Here is a 13,785-nt window from a genome sequence, read left to right on the forward strand (position 1 = left end):
CGAGGTGCCGCGCGCCGACCGATTCGCGGATGATCGTCCGCGCTTTACCGTGCTTCCGACCTCACGGAAACGGAGCGCGTGGATGCACAGATTAGTCAGATCCGGCTTATCCCTGCCCCTGGTCGGGATCCTGGTCGCGGCCGCCCTCATCGCCACCGCACCGGCCGCCTCGGCCGCGCCCGCGCGCGGTGACGGGCACCGGGTCACCCTCCTGGTCCACGGCTTCGACCGTGAGGCCGACACCAACTGCGCCAGCAGCTGGAAGGACGCCAAGGACCTGCTGAACGCCAACGGCTGGGGCGAGGTCCGTACGTTCGGCTACTACAACAAGGCCACCAACTGCGAGATCAGATATCAGGGCACCACCGACTCCCGCATCCAGGAGATCGGCCGTCAGTTCGCGTGGACCGTCTACTACTTCTACTCCAGCCATGACACGGCGATCGACGTCGTGGCGCACTCCATGGGCGGCCTGGTGGCCAAGGCCGCGATCGAGGGCGTCAACAGGTACGGCGTGGGCAAGACGCCGCCCGACCTGAGCGGGCTGACCGTCGATCTGAACAACATCGGCGCGGCCGGGTGGCCCAGCGGCTGGCCCCCGTACCTGTACATCGAGGACATGGTCACGCTCTCCACGCCGCACCAGGGCATCGGCAGCGCGCTGGTGACCGCCTGCGCCATCACCCACGAGCAGTGCAGCGACATGCGGCCGGGCAGCGGCTTCCTGAGCTGGCTGTCGAAGCAGCCACTCTCCCAGATGGGCACGGACTACACCTTCCTCGCCTCGAGCCACGACGACACGGTCAGCGTCGATTCGGCGACCAACAAGCGCACTGCCCATCATTGGGCGGTCTATGACAAGAACGCGGAAGGCGGGACGCTGAGCCACACCGCGATGCGGACGACCTCGACCGGCGCGTGGCAGGCATCGTGGGGCGGACAGCGCGGCGACGCGGGGTCGGGCTCGTACCCCGCGCCGCTCCTCCAGACCATGGACGGCCTGTACAACCAGCAGAGCGAATAGAGCGATTAGCGAAAAAGCGGAACGGATCGGCACGCCGGGCGTGCCGATCCGTTGCGCCCGCTACTTCAGGCCGTAGGCCCGGGTGATCGTCTGGTCGATGGTGTTGCCCTCGGCGTCCACACCCTGGGCGCGGATGCCCACGGTGCCGTTGGTGGCCGACAGGGCGGGGTGGGCGATGGTCGCGCTGTAGGAGGTGGCGTTCTTCTTGTTGGTGGTGACGGGCTTCCAGTGGGCGCCGTCGTCGTAGGTGATCCAGAGCTTCAGGCTGCCGAGGCGCGCGTCGGGCACGTCGTAGGAGCCCTGATAGCCGGTGATCGTGATCTTGTGCGGCCGGGCCGCCGCGGTCGTGTTGTCGAGGTCGAGGTCGAGGTCGTAGCGGAGGTTGAGCCGGCGGACCGGCTCGCACGGGGCGAGGGTGCTGGCGAAGAACCAGCCGACGCACAGGCCGTCGTCGAGCGTCTGCAGCCCGCCGGTCGGGCGCTTCGAGCGGAACGTCCACTCCGTCGCCACGTCGGTCGCGTACTTCTGCAGCGGTTGCGGAGTGTGGAACTTGTCGGTGAGGCGATAGCGGGCCTCGCCCTCCGGCAGCTCGTACCTCGGCATCTGGATCAGGACCGGGCCGCTGGTGCCCGATTCGACCATGGGGATCTCCTGGCCGTCACGGTAGAGGTGCAGCTCGTCCTTGCCGCCGCGTTCCTCGTCGAAGCGCGCGTTCCAGGTGAACGCCTCCTGGTGGTTCGGCTCCGGGCCCAGGATCGGCAGGGCCGCCAAGAAGGTGTCGCCGTTGCGGCAGGGGAAGCACGTCGTGGTCCCGGCGGAGCGGGTCAGGTCGGAGAACACCGGGGTGCCGGGCACGCGCGGCTGGGCGCCCCACTCCTCGGTCTTCCCGCCGGCCGTCGGGTAGACGTCCGTGGCGCTCGCCCACATGCCGGTGGTCTGCCGGTAGTCGGTGCCTTCTGGGTAGGCCAGCTGGGTCTCGCGAGCCCACGACACGTCCCGCGAGACCGGCCCGACGTACTCGGTCACGGTGCTCTGCGCGGGCCAGGAGTAGCCGAACCGAGGGCCGAGCAGCCAGCCGGGGTGGGTGACCACGGTCGCCGACCAGTTGATGGAGGCGACGGCGGGCCGGTCGGCGTGCAGGCGGTTCTTGATCTCGTAGAGGTCGCGCTTGCCGAGCTCGTAGTCGAGCTTGGCCGGGACGCGGCCGCGCTCGTGGAGGAGCAGCGAGTAGATGTACGGGGTGGCGGTGATGCCCTCGGCCTGGATGCTCACCGGCCGCCTGGCGAGCAGCTTGGCCAGCGCGCGGCCCTCGTCGGCGGGCAGGCTCATGGTCGGGATCGGGTAGATCGGCCAGCCCTTGGTCAGTTCAAGGAAGGCCCGGTTGACCGCCCCATAGCCGAGCACCCCCGCGGCGCCGGCGTCGGCCGCGGCCTTGACCCGGTCGAGCGCGTTGCCCGTGCAGCCGGTGGCCGGGCACAGGTCGGACAGGTCGAGCAGGACGAGCTTGCCGCGTACGCCGGCTCCGGCGAGGTCGGCGGCCTGTCCGCGGCCCCCGGACACCAGGGTGAGCGTGTTGCGGCCGTTCAGCTTGGGAACGTTCTCCGCCAGGCTCTGGTAGCGGGGGCTCAGGGTGAGCCTGTCGGCCTTCATGCTGATCACGGGGGCGCCGCGCAGGATCTGTCCCGCGACGTCGAAGGTGCCCTGGGTGATCGAGCGGGTGGGCAGCAGCCAGTAGTTGTGCAGCCCGTAGGTGGGGGACGCGGACTCGAAGCGGGTGTACCCGATGCCGTTGGCCGCCTCGCGCTCGGAGGCGTACTGCGAGTTGTAGACCTCGGTGGGGTTCGAGGTCTTCTGGGTGACCTGGCGGGCCTTGCGCATGTCGAGGGTGATCGTGGTGTCCTTGGTGGCCTCGAACTCCGGCTGCGACGGCAGGCCGATGTTCCACTGCCCGTCGCTCCCCCGCCAGCTGATGCCGGCGTTCGCGCTGTAGGTGCCCGCGTACACCTGCGTCTCGGTCTCGGTGCCGGTGCCGGGGTACCACTCGACGTCGAGGTCGTCGCGGTCGTCGGTACGCAGGATCGCCCAGGGGATGGCCTGCACGTCGGTCGCGCCGTCGGGCAGCACCATCCGGGTCTTGATGGTGACCTTCTTGGGCTCCACGAACGCGCCGACGGCCGTGTTGACGCTCACGCCGCTCGCGTCGGTGGCGTGCACGAAGCCCTCGTACCAGGTATCCGGTCCCGACGGGTCGAAGGTGACGGCGACGGGCGCGGTGCCGTGCGCGGGGACGGTGACCGTGTCGTGGTCCAGGGTGAGCGTACGCGCGGGCGCGGTGCCGCCCTTGTGGGCCGAGACGCCGGATTTCAGGCTCAGCGTCACCGGCTGGTCGCCGTCGTTGGTGTAGGTGAGCGTCTTGGTGACGGGAGCGGGGTGGGGGTAGGCCATGAGGCCGAAGTCGATGCTGCCCGAGGCGGTGACCGCCTGCTTCACGGCGCGCGCCACGTCCACCCGTCCCGCGCCCTGCTCGTACGAGCCGTAGCCGTCGTCGCGGGCGGTGCTGGTGAGCGCGTTCTTGAGCTGGGCGCCGGTCCAGTCGGGATGCTTCTGAGCCAGGAGCGCGGCCGCGCCCGCGACGTGCGGGGTGGCCATCGAGGTGCCCGACGCGCCGGTGTAGCGGTCGTTCACCGGCGTGCCCATCGTGGTGCCCGCGGCCCGCGCGGCCACGATGCCGACGCCGGGGGCGGCGATGTCCGGCTTGAGGCTGTAGTCGGCCAGCACCGGACCCCTGCTGGAGAACTCGGCGAGCTTCTCCGACCCGTCCACCGCGGCGACGGTCAGCGCCGACGGCGCCGAGCCCGGTGAGGCGATCTTCCGGTTGAGATAGTCGTTGCCCGCCGCGATGACGAACAGCGACGTCGACTGGGCGCTGAGGTTCTCGACCGCCTGGCTCATCGGGTCGGGCCCGGTGTAGCAGCAGCCGCCGAGGCTCATGCTGATCACTCTGGCCTGCTGGCCGACCGCCCACTCCATGCCGGCGATGATGTCCGACTCGTCGCCGTTGCCGCTCTTGTCGATGACCTTGCCGACGAGCAGCGACGCCTTGGGCGCGACGCCGGTGTACTTGCCGTCGGAGGCGGCGCCGTTGCCCGCGATCGTGGAGGCGACGTGGGTGCCGTGCCCGTGGCCGTCCTGGACGTCCGCCTCGTCGGTGAAGTTCGCGCTCGCCGCGACGCGGCCGGCGACGTCGGGGTGGCCGAGGTCGATGCCGGTGTCGAGGACCGCGACCTTGACGCCGTCGCCCTTCAGCCCGGCGGCCCACGCCTCCGGCGCGCCGATCTGCGGCACGCTCTTGTCGAGTACGGCCTGCACCTTGCGGTCGAGCCAGATGGCCGAGACGCCCCGGTCGAGCTTGGCCGCGGCGTTCTTGTCGGTCACGGGGGGATCGACTGCGGTCCAGAACTGCTGGACCGCCTTCTTGTCCACCCGGATCGCCGCGCCGCCCACGCTGGGCAGCCCGCGCGGCGCGGAGGTGGCGGGCAGGGCGTCGGCCTGCGCCGACAGGGTGTTGGCCGGCTGCTTGGCCGGACCGTACTGGACGATCAGCGGCAGGCCGGCGCTCTCCTTGTCGGTGTAGCCGTTCTTGGCCAGGTAGGCGACGTCGAACAGGCCCTTGTCCATCCGGCCCGACGACACCAGGTCCATCACGTCGGAGGGGAAGACGTAGTAGGAGTCCCGATCGCGGACGGAGATGAAGTTCACCGGGGCGCCGTCGGGCCGCTTGGCGGGGGTGACCTGGTGGCGCGGGGTGCCGCCGGGGCCGGTGTCGTAGGCGACCACGTCACCGGTGATCAGCGTGATCTTCGGCGCGTCCTTGGCCGGTGTTCCGGACGACTCGACGGCGGCGGCGCTCTGGCCGGAAAGGGCGGGTGCGGGGGTGACCGAAGCCGGCGGCTCTACGGCCATGCCGGTCGTCAGCATCAGCCCCAGCGCTAAAAGCCCGATGGACGGGTTACGCCATCGTGGACGAGTCATGGTTCTCCTCGCGGAATAGCAGGCATGATCGACTCTCCCGAACCATGACATGTCAAGAAATATCCTGAAAAGATGACTTGACGTCCTTTTCCCGCCAATGACGGGAAAAGGACAGCTGCGGCAGGGGGTTATGGGTGATCATGTTGGGATGCTGCGCATCCTCGGCCTGTCAGCGGCGGAGCAGGCCCTCTACGAGGCCCTGGTCGAGCACTCCCCCGTCACCCTCGACGAGCTGGACCGGCTGGCCGGTACTCCCGGCCTGGCCGTCGGGCTGGAGGAGCTGGGGCTGATCGCCCGCCTGCCCGAGGATCCGCCGCGGTTCGTCGTCGTACCGCCGGAGATGGGGCTGGACGCGCTCATCCGCGAGCGGGCCCGCGCTCTGGCCGACGCCCGGCTGCGGGTGGCCCAGCTGTCCGCGCGCTATCACCTCACCACGCCCGCCCAGGAGTCGGGCGGGCTGGTGGAGGTGGTGATCGGGCGGGAGGCGGTGCTGCGCCGGTTCGAGCAGCTGCAGCGCGGCACCCGGCGCGAGATCCGGATGTTCGACGCGCCGCCGTACGCGGGCGTGGTGGGCGGCAACACCCAGGAGTTCGACCTGCTGAGCCGCGGCGTGGACTACCGGGTGGTCTATGACCGGCGGGCCATCGAGATGCGCGGCACGCTGAAGACCATCGTGGACTACATCGCCGCCGGCGAGCAGGTGCGCGTCGGCGACGTGCCGATGAAGCTGGTGCTCAGCGACTACCCCATGGCCCTGGTACCGCTCCGGCACGATCTGCAGATGGTCGAGTCGGCCCTGGTCGTGCACGACTCGACGCTGCTCGACGCCCTGGCGGCGCTGTTCGAGATGTACTGGGAACGCGCCGTGCCGCTGCACGTCAGCCACGGGCGCGCCCGGCTGCCGGAGACCAGGAGCCCGACCGACGCGCAGCGCGACCTGCTGGCCCGGCTGGTGGCGGGCCAGACGGACAAGGCCATCGCGGCCCACCTCGGCTGGAGCGACCGCACGGTACGCCGTCACGTGCACGCCATGATGATCCAGCTGGACGCCCAGACCCGCTTCCAGGCCGGTTACCAGGCCGTCCTGCGCGGCTGGCTGGCCGACGAGAAGGGCGTACACGATGACCCGGAATGACGTGACCCGGAATGACGTGACCCGGAATGACGTGACCCGGAGTGACGTGGCCCGGAGTGACGTGATCCGGAGCGACGATGACCCGGAGTGACAGGGACGGCGCGGGCGCGCTCGGCGCGGCCGGGCTCACCCCGGACGAGGAGGCGGTGTACGAGCTGCTCATCGACGGCTCGCCGGCCACCACCGCCCGGATCGCGTCGTTGGGCGCGCCGGCCGGGCTCCGCGCCGACCAGCTGCCCGCCGTGCTCGCCGCGCTGGAGGCCAAGGGGCTGGTCACCCGATCCGGCGCCCACTACGCCGCCGTCGCCCCGGAGGCCGCGCTCGACGTGCTCCTGGTCACCGCGGAGCGGGAGCTGCTGCGCGCCCGCGAGCGCGCGGGCGAGCTCGACCAGGCCTTCCAGCGCCGCCGGGCGGCCGGGGAGACGCCGCCGGCGGTCGTCGAGGTGGTGACCGGGCAGCGGGCGGTCCAGCAGCGGCACGCCCAGATCCAGCGGGCCGCCTGGCACCAGCTGCGCTGCTTCTCCAAGCCGCCCTACTTCGACCCGCCGGGCAGCGTGGCGGCCCAGCGCGAGCTCCTCGACCGGGGTGTCACGAGCCGCATGATCTACGAGCGGGGGTTCGTCGACCGGATCGGGGCGCTGCGCCAGATCGAGACGATGGTCGGGGCAGGCCAGCAGGCGCGGGTGCTGCCCAGCCTGCCCATGAAGCTCTATCTCATGGACGACCGGTTCGCCCTGCTGCTGCTCCGGCACCACCCGGACGAGCCCGACGCCGACGCCGCCCTGGTGGTCCACCCGTCCGGGCTGCTGGAGGCGCTGAGCCGGCTGTTCGAAGGACTGTGGCAGCGGGCGCTGCCGCTGCGCCTGCGGCCTCCGGCGCCCGGCGCGGCGCCACCCGCGCGGGCGCGTGCCTCCGCGCACGACGACGAGCGGCTGATCGCGCTCCTGGTGGCCGGGCTGACCGACGAGGCCATCGCCCGGCAGCTCGGCGTCGGCTACCGTACGGCCGAGCGGCGCATCGCGAACCTGATGAGCAGGCTCGGCGCCCACACCCGTTTCCAGGCCGGCGTCCAGGCCGCCTTCCGTCACCCTCCGCCGCCGGAAGAGTGAGGCTCAGCGGTCCAGGCACTCGGCCGAGAGGGCGAGGTGGGCGGACATGTTGCGCTCCATCATGCGCAGGGCCGCCTCGCCGAGGTCGTGGTGGATGGAGGCGACGCAGTCGGGCGGCACCCTCAGGGCGTAGTGACGTACGTAGGCGTCCAGCGCGCTGTAGAGCACGCACTGCTCGGTCACCTGGCCGGCCAGGACGACGGTGTCGACGTCGGTGCGGCCCAGCAGGTACTCCAGCGAGGTGCCGTAGAAGGCGCTGTGGCGCACCTTGGTCAGGAACGCGCAGTCCGGCGGCGGCAGGATCGGCTCCACCAGGTCCGGGCGGCGACCGTTGAGGGCCTCGGTCTCGATCTCCCGCCGATCTCGGGTGAAGTCGCCGTAGTTGTCGTTGACGTACACCAGCTCGACCTCGTCGCGGGTACGCGCCTGCGCCACCAGCTTCGCCATCGGTTCGATGATCTTCGCGACGTTGCGGCACAAGGGTTCGGCGTCGTCGTGCTCGTACGGATTCAGCATGTCGATGATGACCAGCGCGGTTCTTGCCATCCCTTCTTACTGTCCACGACGTGCGGTTTTAGCCGGGCGGCCCCGGGCAGACGGCCTGCACCCCGGACGAGGAGCGAAGGAGACTCGATGGACGCCATCGTGCTGCTAAAGGACGACCACAAGACGGTCGAGGGACTGTTCAAGAAGTTCGAGAAGGCCGGCGAGCGGGCCTACGCCGAGAAGCGCCGCCTCGTGGACCAGATCACCAAGGAACTGGTCACGCACGCCTACATCGAGGAGGAGTACTTCTACCCGGCCGCCCGCGCCAAGGTGCCGGAGACGAGCGACCACGTGCTGGAGAGCGTCGAGGAGCACCACGTCGTGGTGTGGCTGCTGTCCGAGCTGAAGGACCTCGACCCGAAGGACGAGCGCTTCGACGCGAAGGTCACGGTGCTGATCGAGAACGTCCGGCACCACGTCGAGGAGGAGGAGAAGGACTGGTTCCCGCAGGTCCGCGCCGCGATGGGGCGCAAGGAGCTGCAGGAGCTCGGTGAGCGCATGGAAGCCGCCAAGGCCGAGGCCCCCGCCGAGCCGCTCGCCGTCAAGAGCGCCTCACAGTAGGCCCGCGCCACGCAGGAGACCGCGCCACGCCTCAGCCGGTCGTCAGGTGGTCGACGAACAGGGCCGCCGCCGCGGTCGGGGCGGGCAGCGGGTTCCAGGCCAGGCCGATGGGGCGGTGCTGGGCCGGGACGAGCGGACGGTAGGTGGGGTCGTCGTGTTCCAGCGAGGCGGGCAGCGGCAGGACGCCCACGCCGAGCCCGGCGCCGATGAGGCCGCGTACGGTGGCGATCTCCTCGCTCTCGAACGCGATGACCGGCTCGAACCCGGCCTCCTCGCACAATCGGTCGATCACCCGGCGCAGGTCCGTGGTCGGGGCGAAGGCGACGAACGGCTCGTCGCGCACACCGGCGAGCGTCAGTCCCGGGACGGCGGCGAGCGGGTGCTCGACGGGCAGGGCGAGGCAGAGCCGCTGCTCGCGTAGCGGGTGCCAGCGCGCGGGGTTGCCTTCCGGTGGCGGGGTGACCAGGGCGGCGTCGATGTCGCCCTGGGCCAGCCAGGTGAACAGCTCCCTGGCGAAGCCCTGGTGCAGCTCGAAGCGGATGCCGGGCGTGCCCGCCCGGATGTCGCGCAGGATCTCCGGCACCAGCCAGCGGCCCACCGAGTGCAGGAAGCCCAGCCGGATCAGGCCGGTGTCCGGGTTGGTCAGGGCGTCGATGCGACGGCGCGCGCCCTCGAGCTCGTCCACGGCGCGGGCGGCGTGCTCGCGGAACAGCAGGCCGAACCGGTTGAGCGCGAGCCGGCGTCCGTGCCGGTGGAACAGCTCGACCCCCAGGTCGGCCTCCAGCCGGGCGAGCGCCCGCGACAGCGTGGACTGGTTGATCCGCTCCATCGCCGCGGTGTCGCGCATGTTCTCCGTGTCACACAGCGTCAGGAACCAGCGGAGGGTCTGCAGCTCCATCCTGCGATGATGCTCATATCGCATCAGCTCCGTCAAATTCTGCATTTTGCGCATCAGCGCTGATCGGTCACGCTCGACGGGTGCTCTCGACTCTCGTGTCAGGGGATCGCGCCTCCCTCCGGATCAGGTACGGGCTGATGTTCGGCGGCCTGGCCAACTTCCTGGCGCTCTACTATGTCCAGCCGTTGCTGCCCGGCGTCGCCGACCATTTCGGGGTCTCCGCACCGGAGTCGACGGCGGTGCTGTCGCTGGCCACGATCACGATGGCGGTCGCGCTGCTGTTCGTCGGCCCGATCTCCGACGTGGTGGGCCGGGTGGTGATCATGCGGTGGTCGCTGACCGGCTGCGCGGTCCTGGGCATCGCCGCCGCGTTCGCGCCCACCTGGCACGCGCTGCTGGTCCTGCGCGGGCTGCAGGGCGTCGCGCTGGCCGGGCTGCCCGCCGTGGCGCTCGCCTACCTGCGTGAGGAGATGCCCGAAGGGTCCCACGTACGGGCCAACGCCACCTACATCACCGGCACGGCCCTCGGCGGGGCGGCGGGGCGGTTGCTGCCCGGCCCGGTCCAGGCGGTGTGGGGCTGGAGCGGTGCCAGCGCCGTCGTGGGGGTCGTCACGCTGCTCTGCGCGATCGGCTTGTGGGTCCTGCTGCCGCCGTCGCGGCACTTCGAACGGTCCAGCCCGCGGCTGGGCGACCTGCTGCGCAACACCGCGCTCACCTTGCGGGACCCGTCCCTGGTGGCGCTGTGCCTGGTCGGCGCGGCGACGATGGGGGCGTTCGTCGGGCTGTGCAACGCGCTGACCTTCCGCCTGGAGGCGGCGCCGTACCTGCTGGGCGGGGCGGGCGCGCTGGTGTTCCTGGCCTACCCGGTGGGCGTGCCGGGGCCGCTGGCCGCCGGGCGGCTGGCGCTGCGGCGCGGGCTCGGCCTGGCCGCCCTGCTCGGTGTCGCGCTCCTGGTGATCGGGACGCTGCTCACCGCCGCGCCCCAGCTGCCGGCCATCGTGATCGGGCTGGCCATGGTCACCTTCGCCTTTCTGGGTACGCACTCCCTGGTCAGCGGCTGGGTCTCCGACCGCGCCCACCGGGTCGGCGTCGGCGTGGGCCAGGCGGCGGGGCTGTACCTGCTGGCCTACTACGCCGGCAGCTCGGTCTTCGGCTCGCTGGCCGCCTACCGGTGGGAGACGGGCGGCTGGCCGAGCGTGATCACCGTCTCCGTCGGGCTGCTCGTCGGCGCCGGGTTCCTGCTGGACCTGGCCCGCCGCTTCGACACACGATCATGCCGGTAGCCGTCACCGGGGACGGCGTGGCCGTCTCCTACCAGGTCCGCGGCCGGGGCGAACCCCTCGTCCTGCTGGCCGGGCAGGCCAACGACCACCACTGGTGGGACGGCGTCAGGGCCGACTTCGAGGACCGCCACACCACCGTCACCCTCGACTACGGCGGCACCGGGGACAGCGACAAGCCCGACATCCCCTACACCACCCGCGGCTTCGCGGCCGACGTGGTCACCGTCCTCGACGACCTGGGCGCCGACCGGGCCCACGTGTACGGCACGTCGATGGGCGGGCGGGTGGCCCAGTGGGCGGCACCTGGCCGCCAGCGCGGGACACGACGCCTGGGACGCGCTGCCCGGCATCACCGCGCCCACGCTGGTCCTCCACGGCACGGACGACGTCTTCAGCCCCGCGGCCAACGCGCCCCTGCTCGCGGGCCGCATTCCCGGTGCGCGGACGCGTCTCATCGCCGGTGCCCGGCACGCCTACTTCGAGGAGTTCCGCGAGGTCGCGGGCCTCACGGTCCTGGGCTTCCTGGCGGGTCGCTGATCAGAGGTCGCGGGCCTCACGGTCCTGGGCTTCCTGGCGGGTCGCTGATCAGTCGATCATGACCACCGTGCTGGCGGCCAGGTCGTGCAGCGCGTGCCTGCGGCGGGTGAAGACGATCCAGACGAGGTCGAGCACGGTGAGGCCGAGCGCGGCGAAGAAGCCGGTCATCAGCGCGCGTACCGCCGCCATGGCGGGGGTGAGCCGGGCGCCGTTCTCGCGCACCACGCGGATGCCGAACGCCTTCTTGCCGATGGTCTGTCCGTTCCAGAAGGCGACCAGCAGCCAGTGGCTGGCGTACCACACGAACGCCCCGGCGATCAGCCACCGCCAGTCCAGGTGGAAGACGAAGTCGGCGAAGTCCTTCGCGGGGTCCATCGGCTCGAAGACGCCGGCCCGCGCCAGGAGGGGCCAGGTGAGCAGGCCCAGGATGACGGCATCGGAAAGACCGGCGAACAGCCGTCGCCCGCGTCCCGCGAGCAACTCCTGCGCGAGCCGGCCGTAGGGCGGGCCGTCGCGCCACAGCGTTTCGGACATAGACACAACTCCGGCGGTATTGAGGAGCGGGCTCTCACCGAAGAGGCGTTCCATCTCGTTCCACAGGTTGAATAGACGCAACGTCTAGTCTAGTGTGCGGGACGTCAGTGACTCCCTGGATCTGAGAGGTCGGTTCATGCTCAGCACCACGATCACCACACCACCCCGGCGCCGTACCGGTGCCGCCGCGGCGGTGACCTTCGCCTTCTGGATCACCATGGCGGGGACCACCGCGCCGACGCCGTTATATCCGCTCTACGAGCGCGCCTTCGCCTTCTCGCCGTTCACCATCACCGTGGTGTTCGCCGTGTACGCCATCGGAGTCGTCGCCGGGCTGCTGCTGTTCGGGCGCCTGTCCGACCAGATCGGCCGACGGCCGACCCTGATGATCGCGACCGCGCTGTCGGTGACCGCGGCCGCGGTCTTCTTCGTCGCGCAGAACGTCGCGGTGCTGCTCGCCGCCCGCGTCGTGTCGGGGCTGTCGGCGGCCCTGGTCACCGGTGCCGCCACGGCCGCGCTCACCGAGCTGATCGGGCCCGGCTCGCGGGTCCGGCCGGCCACGATGGCGTTGTTCGCCAACATGGGCGGCCTGGCCTGCGGAACCCTGCTCGCAGGGATCCTGGCCGACCTGGCGCCCGCCCCGCTGCGCACCCCCTGGGTCGTCGTCGGCGCTCTCGCGGTTCTGGGTCTGCTCGGCGTGGCGGCGACGCGGGAGAGCGCCGCGCACCGCTCCGGCTTCACCCCGCGCCTGGAGCCGCTGCGCGTGCCGGGCGAGATCCGGGCGGACTTCCTGCGTTCGGCGATGGCTGCCGGGGCGGGCTTCGCCGTCCTGGGCGTTCTGACCGCGGTGATCGGTCTGTTCCTGGGCACGCTGGCGCACCAGTCGAGCCACGCGCTGACCGGGCTGGTGGTGTTCGTCGCGTTCGCGGGCACGGCCCTGGGCCAGTTGCTGAACCGCGTGCTCAGCGCGGCCGTCGCCCTGCCCGCCGCCTGTCTGGGCCTGATCGCCGCCGCCGCGCTGATCGGCACCGCTCTCGCCACGGCCTGGCTCGTCCCCCTCCTGCTCGGCGCCGTGATCAACGGCCTGGCCACCGGTGTCGCCATCGGGCACGGTCTCGCGGGCATCGTCACCCGCGGCGCTCCGCACCATCGAGGCGCGTCGGTGTCAGCCTTTTTCGCGATCCTGTACGCGATGCTCGCCGTACCGGCCATCGGAGTGGGCGTGCTGATCCACGTGTCGAGCCTGCGCCCGGCCGGAGAGGTCTTCAGCGGCGCGGTCGCCCTGCTGGCCGTCGCGGTGCTGCTGAGCCTGCTCGGCGCGCGGAAGAAGGGCTGGCGGAAGAAGGGCTGATCGCGTTCGCCGGCCCGCCGGATCGGCGCACGGAAGAAGGGCCGAGTACATCCTCCGGCATGCCAGAATCGAGCTGCCGGAACGTACCTCGAGAGGACGATGACCATCCCCGCCGACCGAAACGCCGACCGAAACGCCGGGCCCGCCGGAGGACGGACGGCCGTGGTGAGCCGGACGGGCCCCAAGCGCAGCGAGAGCATCCGGCTCGCGGTGCTCAACGCCGCCGACGATCTCCTGGTCGAGCGGGGGTTCAACGGGGTGACCATCGAGGGCATCGCCGCTCGGGCCGGTGTCGCCAAGCAGACCGTCTACCGCTGGTGGAAGTCCAAGGTCGACATCCTCCTCGACACCCTCGCCGACGACGCCCGCGAGGCCCTGGCCTGGCCGGGCGGCGATGCGGTCGCCGAGGAGGAGCTGAAAGCCCAGCTCCGCCGGATCGCCGGGTTCTTCGAGGAGCCGTCGGGCCAGGTCCTGCGGGCGCTGCTCGGCCACGCCCAGACCGACCAGGCCACCGCCGAGGCGCTGCGCGAGGGGTTCCTGCGCGAGCAGCGCGAGCGCGACCTCGCGGGACTGCGCGCCGTGCTCGAACGCCACACCGGCCGCCCGGTGACCGAGCCGACCGTGGACACCCTGCTGAGCGTGCTGCTCGGCCCGCTCTACTACCAGGCGCTCGTCCACGGCGGCCCGCCCGGCCCCGACCTCCTGGACGCCACGGCCCGGCACGTCCTCGACCTGGCCGCCCACGTCTGACCACGCCCCCTCCCCCGACGGCCGA

11 protein-coding genes and 1 pseudogene are annotated in these 13,785 nt (G+C 71.4%); 8 read left to right on the plus strand and 4 right to left on the minus strand.

Annotated elements, in window-relative coordinates; genetic code table 11:
- The first annotated feature begins 82 nt into the window (after positions 1 to 82).
- Entirely contained in the window at positions 83 to 1,024 is a 942-nt protein-coding gene (locus LDL49_RS12165) for an esterase/lipase family protein (protein WP_225291104.1), read from the plus strand.
- Between the two features lie 60 nt (positions 1,025 to 1,084).
- Here LDL49_RS12165 and LDL49_RS12170 read toward each other — a convergent pair whose 3' ends face one another.
- Positions 1,085 to 5,056, minus strand: a complete 3,972-nt coding sequence (locus LDL49_RS12170; RefSeq protein ID WP_225291105.1) for a S8 family peptidase — start codon at positions 5,054 to 5,056, stop codon at positions 1,085 to 1,087.
- 148 nt (positions 5,057 to 5,204) lie between these two features.
- Here LDL49_RS12170 and LDL49_RS12175 point away from each other — a divergent pair, with 148 nt between their 5' ends.
- On the plus strand, positions 5,205 to 6,191 hold the full coding sequence (locus LDL49_RS12175) for a LuxR C-terminal-related transcriptional regulator (protein WP_225291106.1): 987 nt from the start codon (positions 5,205 to 5,207) through the stop codon (positions 6,189 to 6,191).
- A 77-nt stretch (positions 6,192 to 6,268) separates the two neighbouring features.
- A complete protein-coding gene (locus LDL49_RS12180) occupies positions 6,269 to 7,300 on the plus strand; it encodes a helix-turn-helix transcriptional regulator (protein WP_225291107.1) in 1,032 nt (343 codons plus the stop codon).
- A 3-nt stretch (positions 7,301 to 7,303) separates the two neighbouring features.
- On the opposite strand, the gene LDL49_RS12185 is transcribed toward LDL49_RS12180, so the two are convergent.
- Positions 7,304 to 7,846 (minus strand): cysteine hydrolase family protein, encoded by a 543-nt coding sequence (locus LDL49_RS12185; RefSeq protein ID WP_225291108.1) that lies wholly within the window; start codon positions 7,844 to 7,846, stop codon positions 7,304 to 7,306.
- 87 nt (positions 7,847 to 7,933) lie between these two features.
- On the opposite strand from LDL49_RS12185, the gene LDL49_RS12190 reads away from it, so the two are divergent.
- The gene (locus tag LDL49_RS12190) at positions 7,934 to 8,407 is read left to right on the plus strand and encodes a hemerythrin domain-containing protein (RefSeq protein ID WP_225291109.1); all 474 of its coding nucleotides are present in this window, start codon (positions 7,934 to 7,936) and stop codon (positions 8,405 to 8,407) included.
- Between the two features lie 31 nt (positions 8,408 to 8,438).
- Here LDL49_RS12190 and LDL49_RS12195 read toward each other — a convergent pair whose 3' ends face one another.
- Positions 8,439 to 9,305, minus strand: a complete 867-nt coding sequence (locus LDL49_RS12195) for a LysR family transcriptional regulator (RefSeq protein ID WP_225291110.1) — start codon at positions 9,303 to 9,305, stop codon at positions 8,439 to 8,441.
- Between the two features lie 80 nt (positions 9,306 to 9,385).
- On the opposite strand from LDL49_RS12195, the gene LDL49_RS12200 reads away from it, so the two are divergent.
- Positions 9,386 to 10,588, plus strand: coding sequence for an MFS transporter (locus LDL49_RS12200; protein WP_225291111.1), 1,203 nt, complete (start codon positions 9,386 to 9,388; stop codon positions 10,586 to 10,588).
- Positions 10,579 to 11,125, plus strand: a pseudogene (locus LDL49_RS56865) (alpha/beta fold hydrolase). Before LDL49_RS12200 ends, LDL49_RS56865 begins: the two are co-directional and overlap by 10 nt.
- Positions 11,126 to 11,173: 48 nt before the next feature.
- Here LDL49_RS56865 and LDL49_RS12215 read toward each other — a convergent pair.
- On the minus strand, positions 11,174 to 11,659 hold the full coding sequence (locus LDL49_RS12215) for an RDD family protein (RefSeq protein WP_225291112.1): 486 nt from the start codon (positions 11,657 to 11,659) through the stop codon (positions 11,174 to 11,176).
- Between the two features lie 136 nt (positions 11,660 to 11,795).
- Between LDL49_RS12215 and LDL49_RS12220 the strand changes: the two genes are divergently transcribed.
- Together LDL49_RS12220 and LDL49_RS12225 are read left to right on the plus strand one after the other, a co-directional pair.
- A complete protein-coding gene (locus LDL49_RS12220) occupies positions 11,796 to 13,010 on the plus strand; it encodes an MFS transporter (RefSeq protein ID WP_225291113.1) in 1,215 nt (404 codons plus the stop codon).
- A gap of 99 nt (positions 13,011 to 13,109) precedes the next feature.
- Positions 13,110 to 13,760 carry a TetR/AcrR family transcriptional regulator gene (locus LDL49_RS12225; protein ID WP_225291114.1) on the plus strand — a complete coding sequence of 217 codons (651 nt, stop codon included), beginning with the start codon at positions 13,110 to 13,112 and terminating at the stop codon, positions 13,758 to 13,760.
- Positions 13,761 to 13,785 lie beyond the last annotated feature (25 nt).

This window comes from Nonomuraea aurantiaca (genome assembly GCF_020215705.1).
GTDB classification, from domain to species: domain Bacteria; phylum Actinomycetota; class Actinomycetes; order Streptosporangiales; family Streptosporangiaceae; genus Nonomuraea; species Nonomuraea aurantiaca.

What these genes read in the sequence shown, in the direction of transcription:
- LDL49_RS12165 (WP_225291104.1), top strand. Translation starts at nt 83, where the DNA reads ATGCACAGATTAGTCAGATCCGGCTTATCCCTGCCCCTGGTCGGGATC.
- LDL49_RS12170 (WP_225291105.1), bottom strand. Translation starts at nt 5,056, where the DNA reads ATGACTCGTCCACGATGGCGTAACCCGTCCATCGGGCTTTTAGCGCTG.
- LDL49_RS12175 (WP_225291106.1), top strand. Translation starts at nt 5,205, where the DNA reads ATGCTGCGCATCCTCGGCCTGTCAGCGGCGGAGCAGGCCCTCTACGAG.
- LDL49_RS12180 (WP_225291107.1), top strand. Translation starts at nt 6,269, where the DNA reads ATGACCCGGAGTGACAGGGACGGCGCGGGCGCGCTCGGCGCGGCCGGG.
- LDL49_RS12185 (WP_225291108.1), bottom strand. Translation starts at nt 7,846, where the DNA reads ATGGCAAGAACCGCGCTGGTCATCATCGACATGCTGAATCCGTACGAG.
- LDL49_RS12190 (WP_225291109.1), top strand. Translation starts at nt 7,934, where the DNA reads ATGGACGCCATCGTGCTGCTAAAGGACGACCACAAGACGGTCGAGGGA.
- LDL49_RS12195 (WP_225291110.1), bottom strand. Translation starts at nt 9,305, where the DNA reads ATGGAGCTGCAGACCCTCCGCTGGTTCCTGACGCTGTGTGACACGGAG.
- LDL49_RS12215 (WP_225291112.1), bottom strand. Translation starts at nt 11,659, where the DNA reads ATGTCCGAAACGCTGTGGCGCGACGGCCCGCCCTACGGCCGGCTCGCG.
- LDL49_RS12220 (WP_225291113.1), top strand. Translation starts at nt 11,796, where the DNA reads ATGCTCAGCACCACGATCACCACACCACCCCGGCGCCGTACCGGTGCC.
- LDL49_RS12225 (WP_225291114.1), top strand. Translation starts at nt 13,110, where the DNA reads ATGACCATCCCCGCCGACCGAAACGCCGACCGAAACGCCGGGCCCGCC.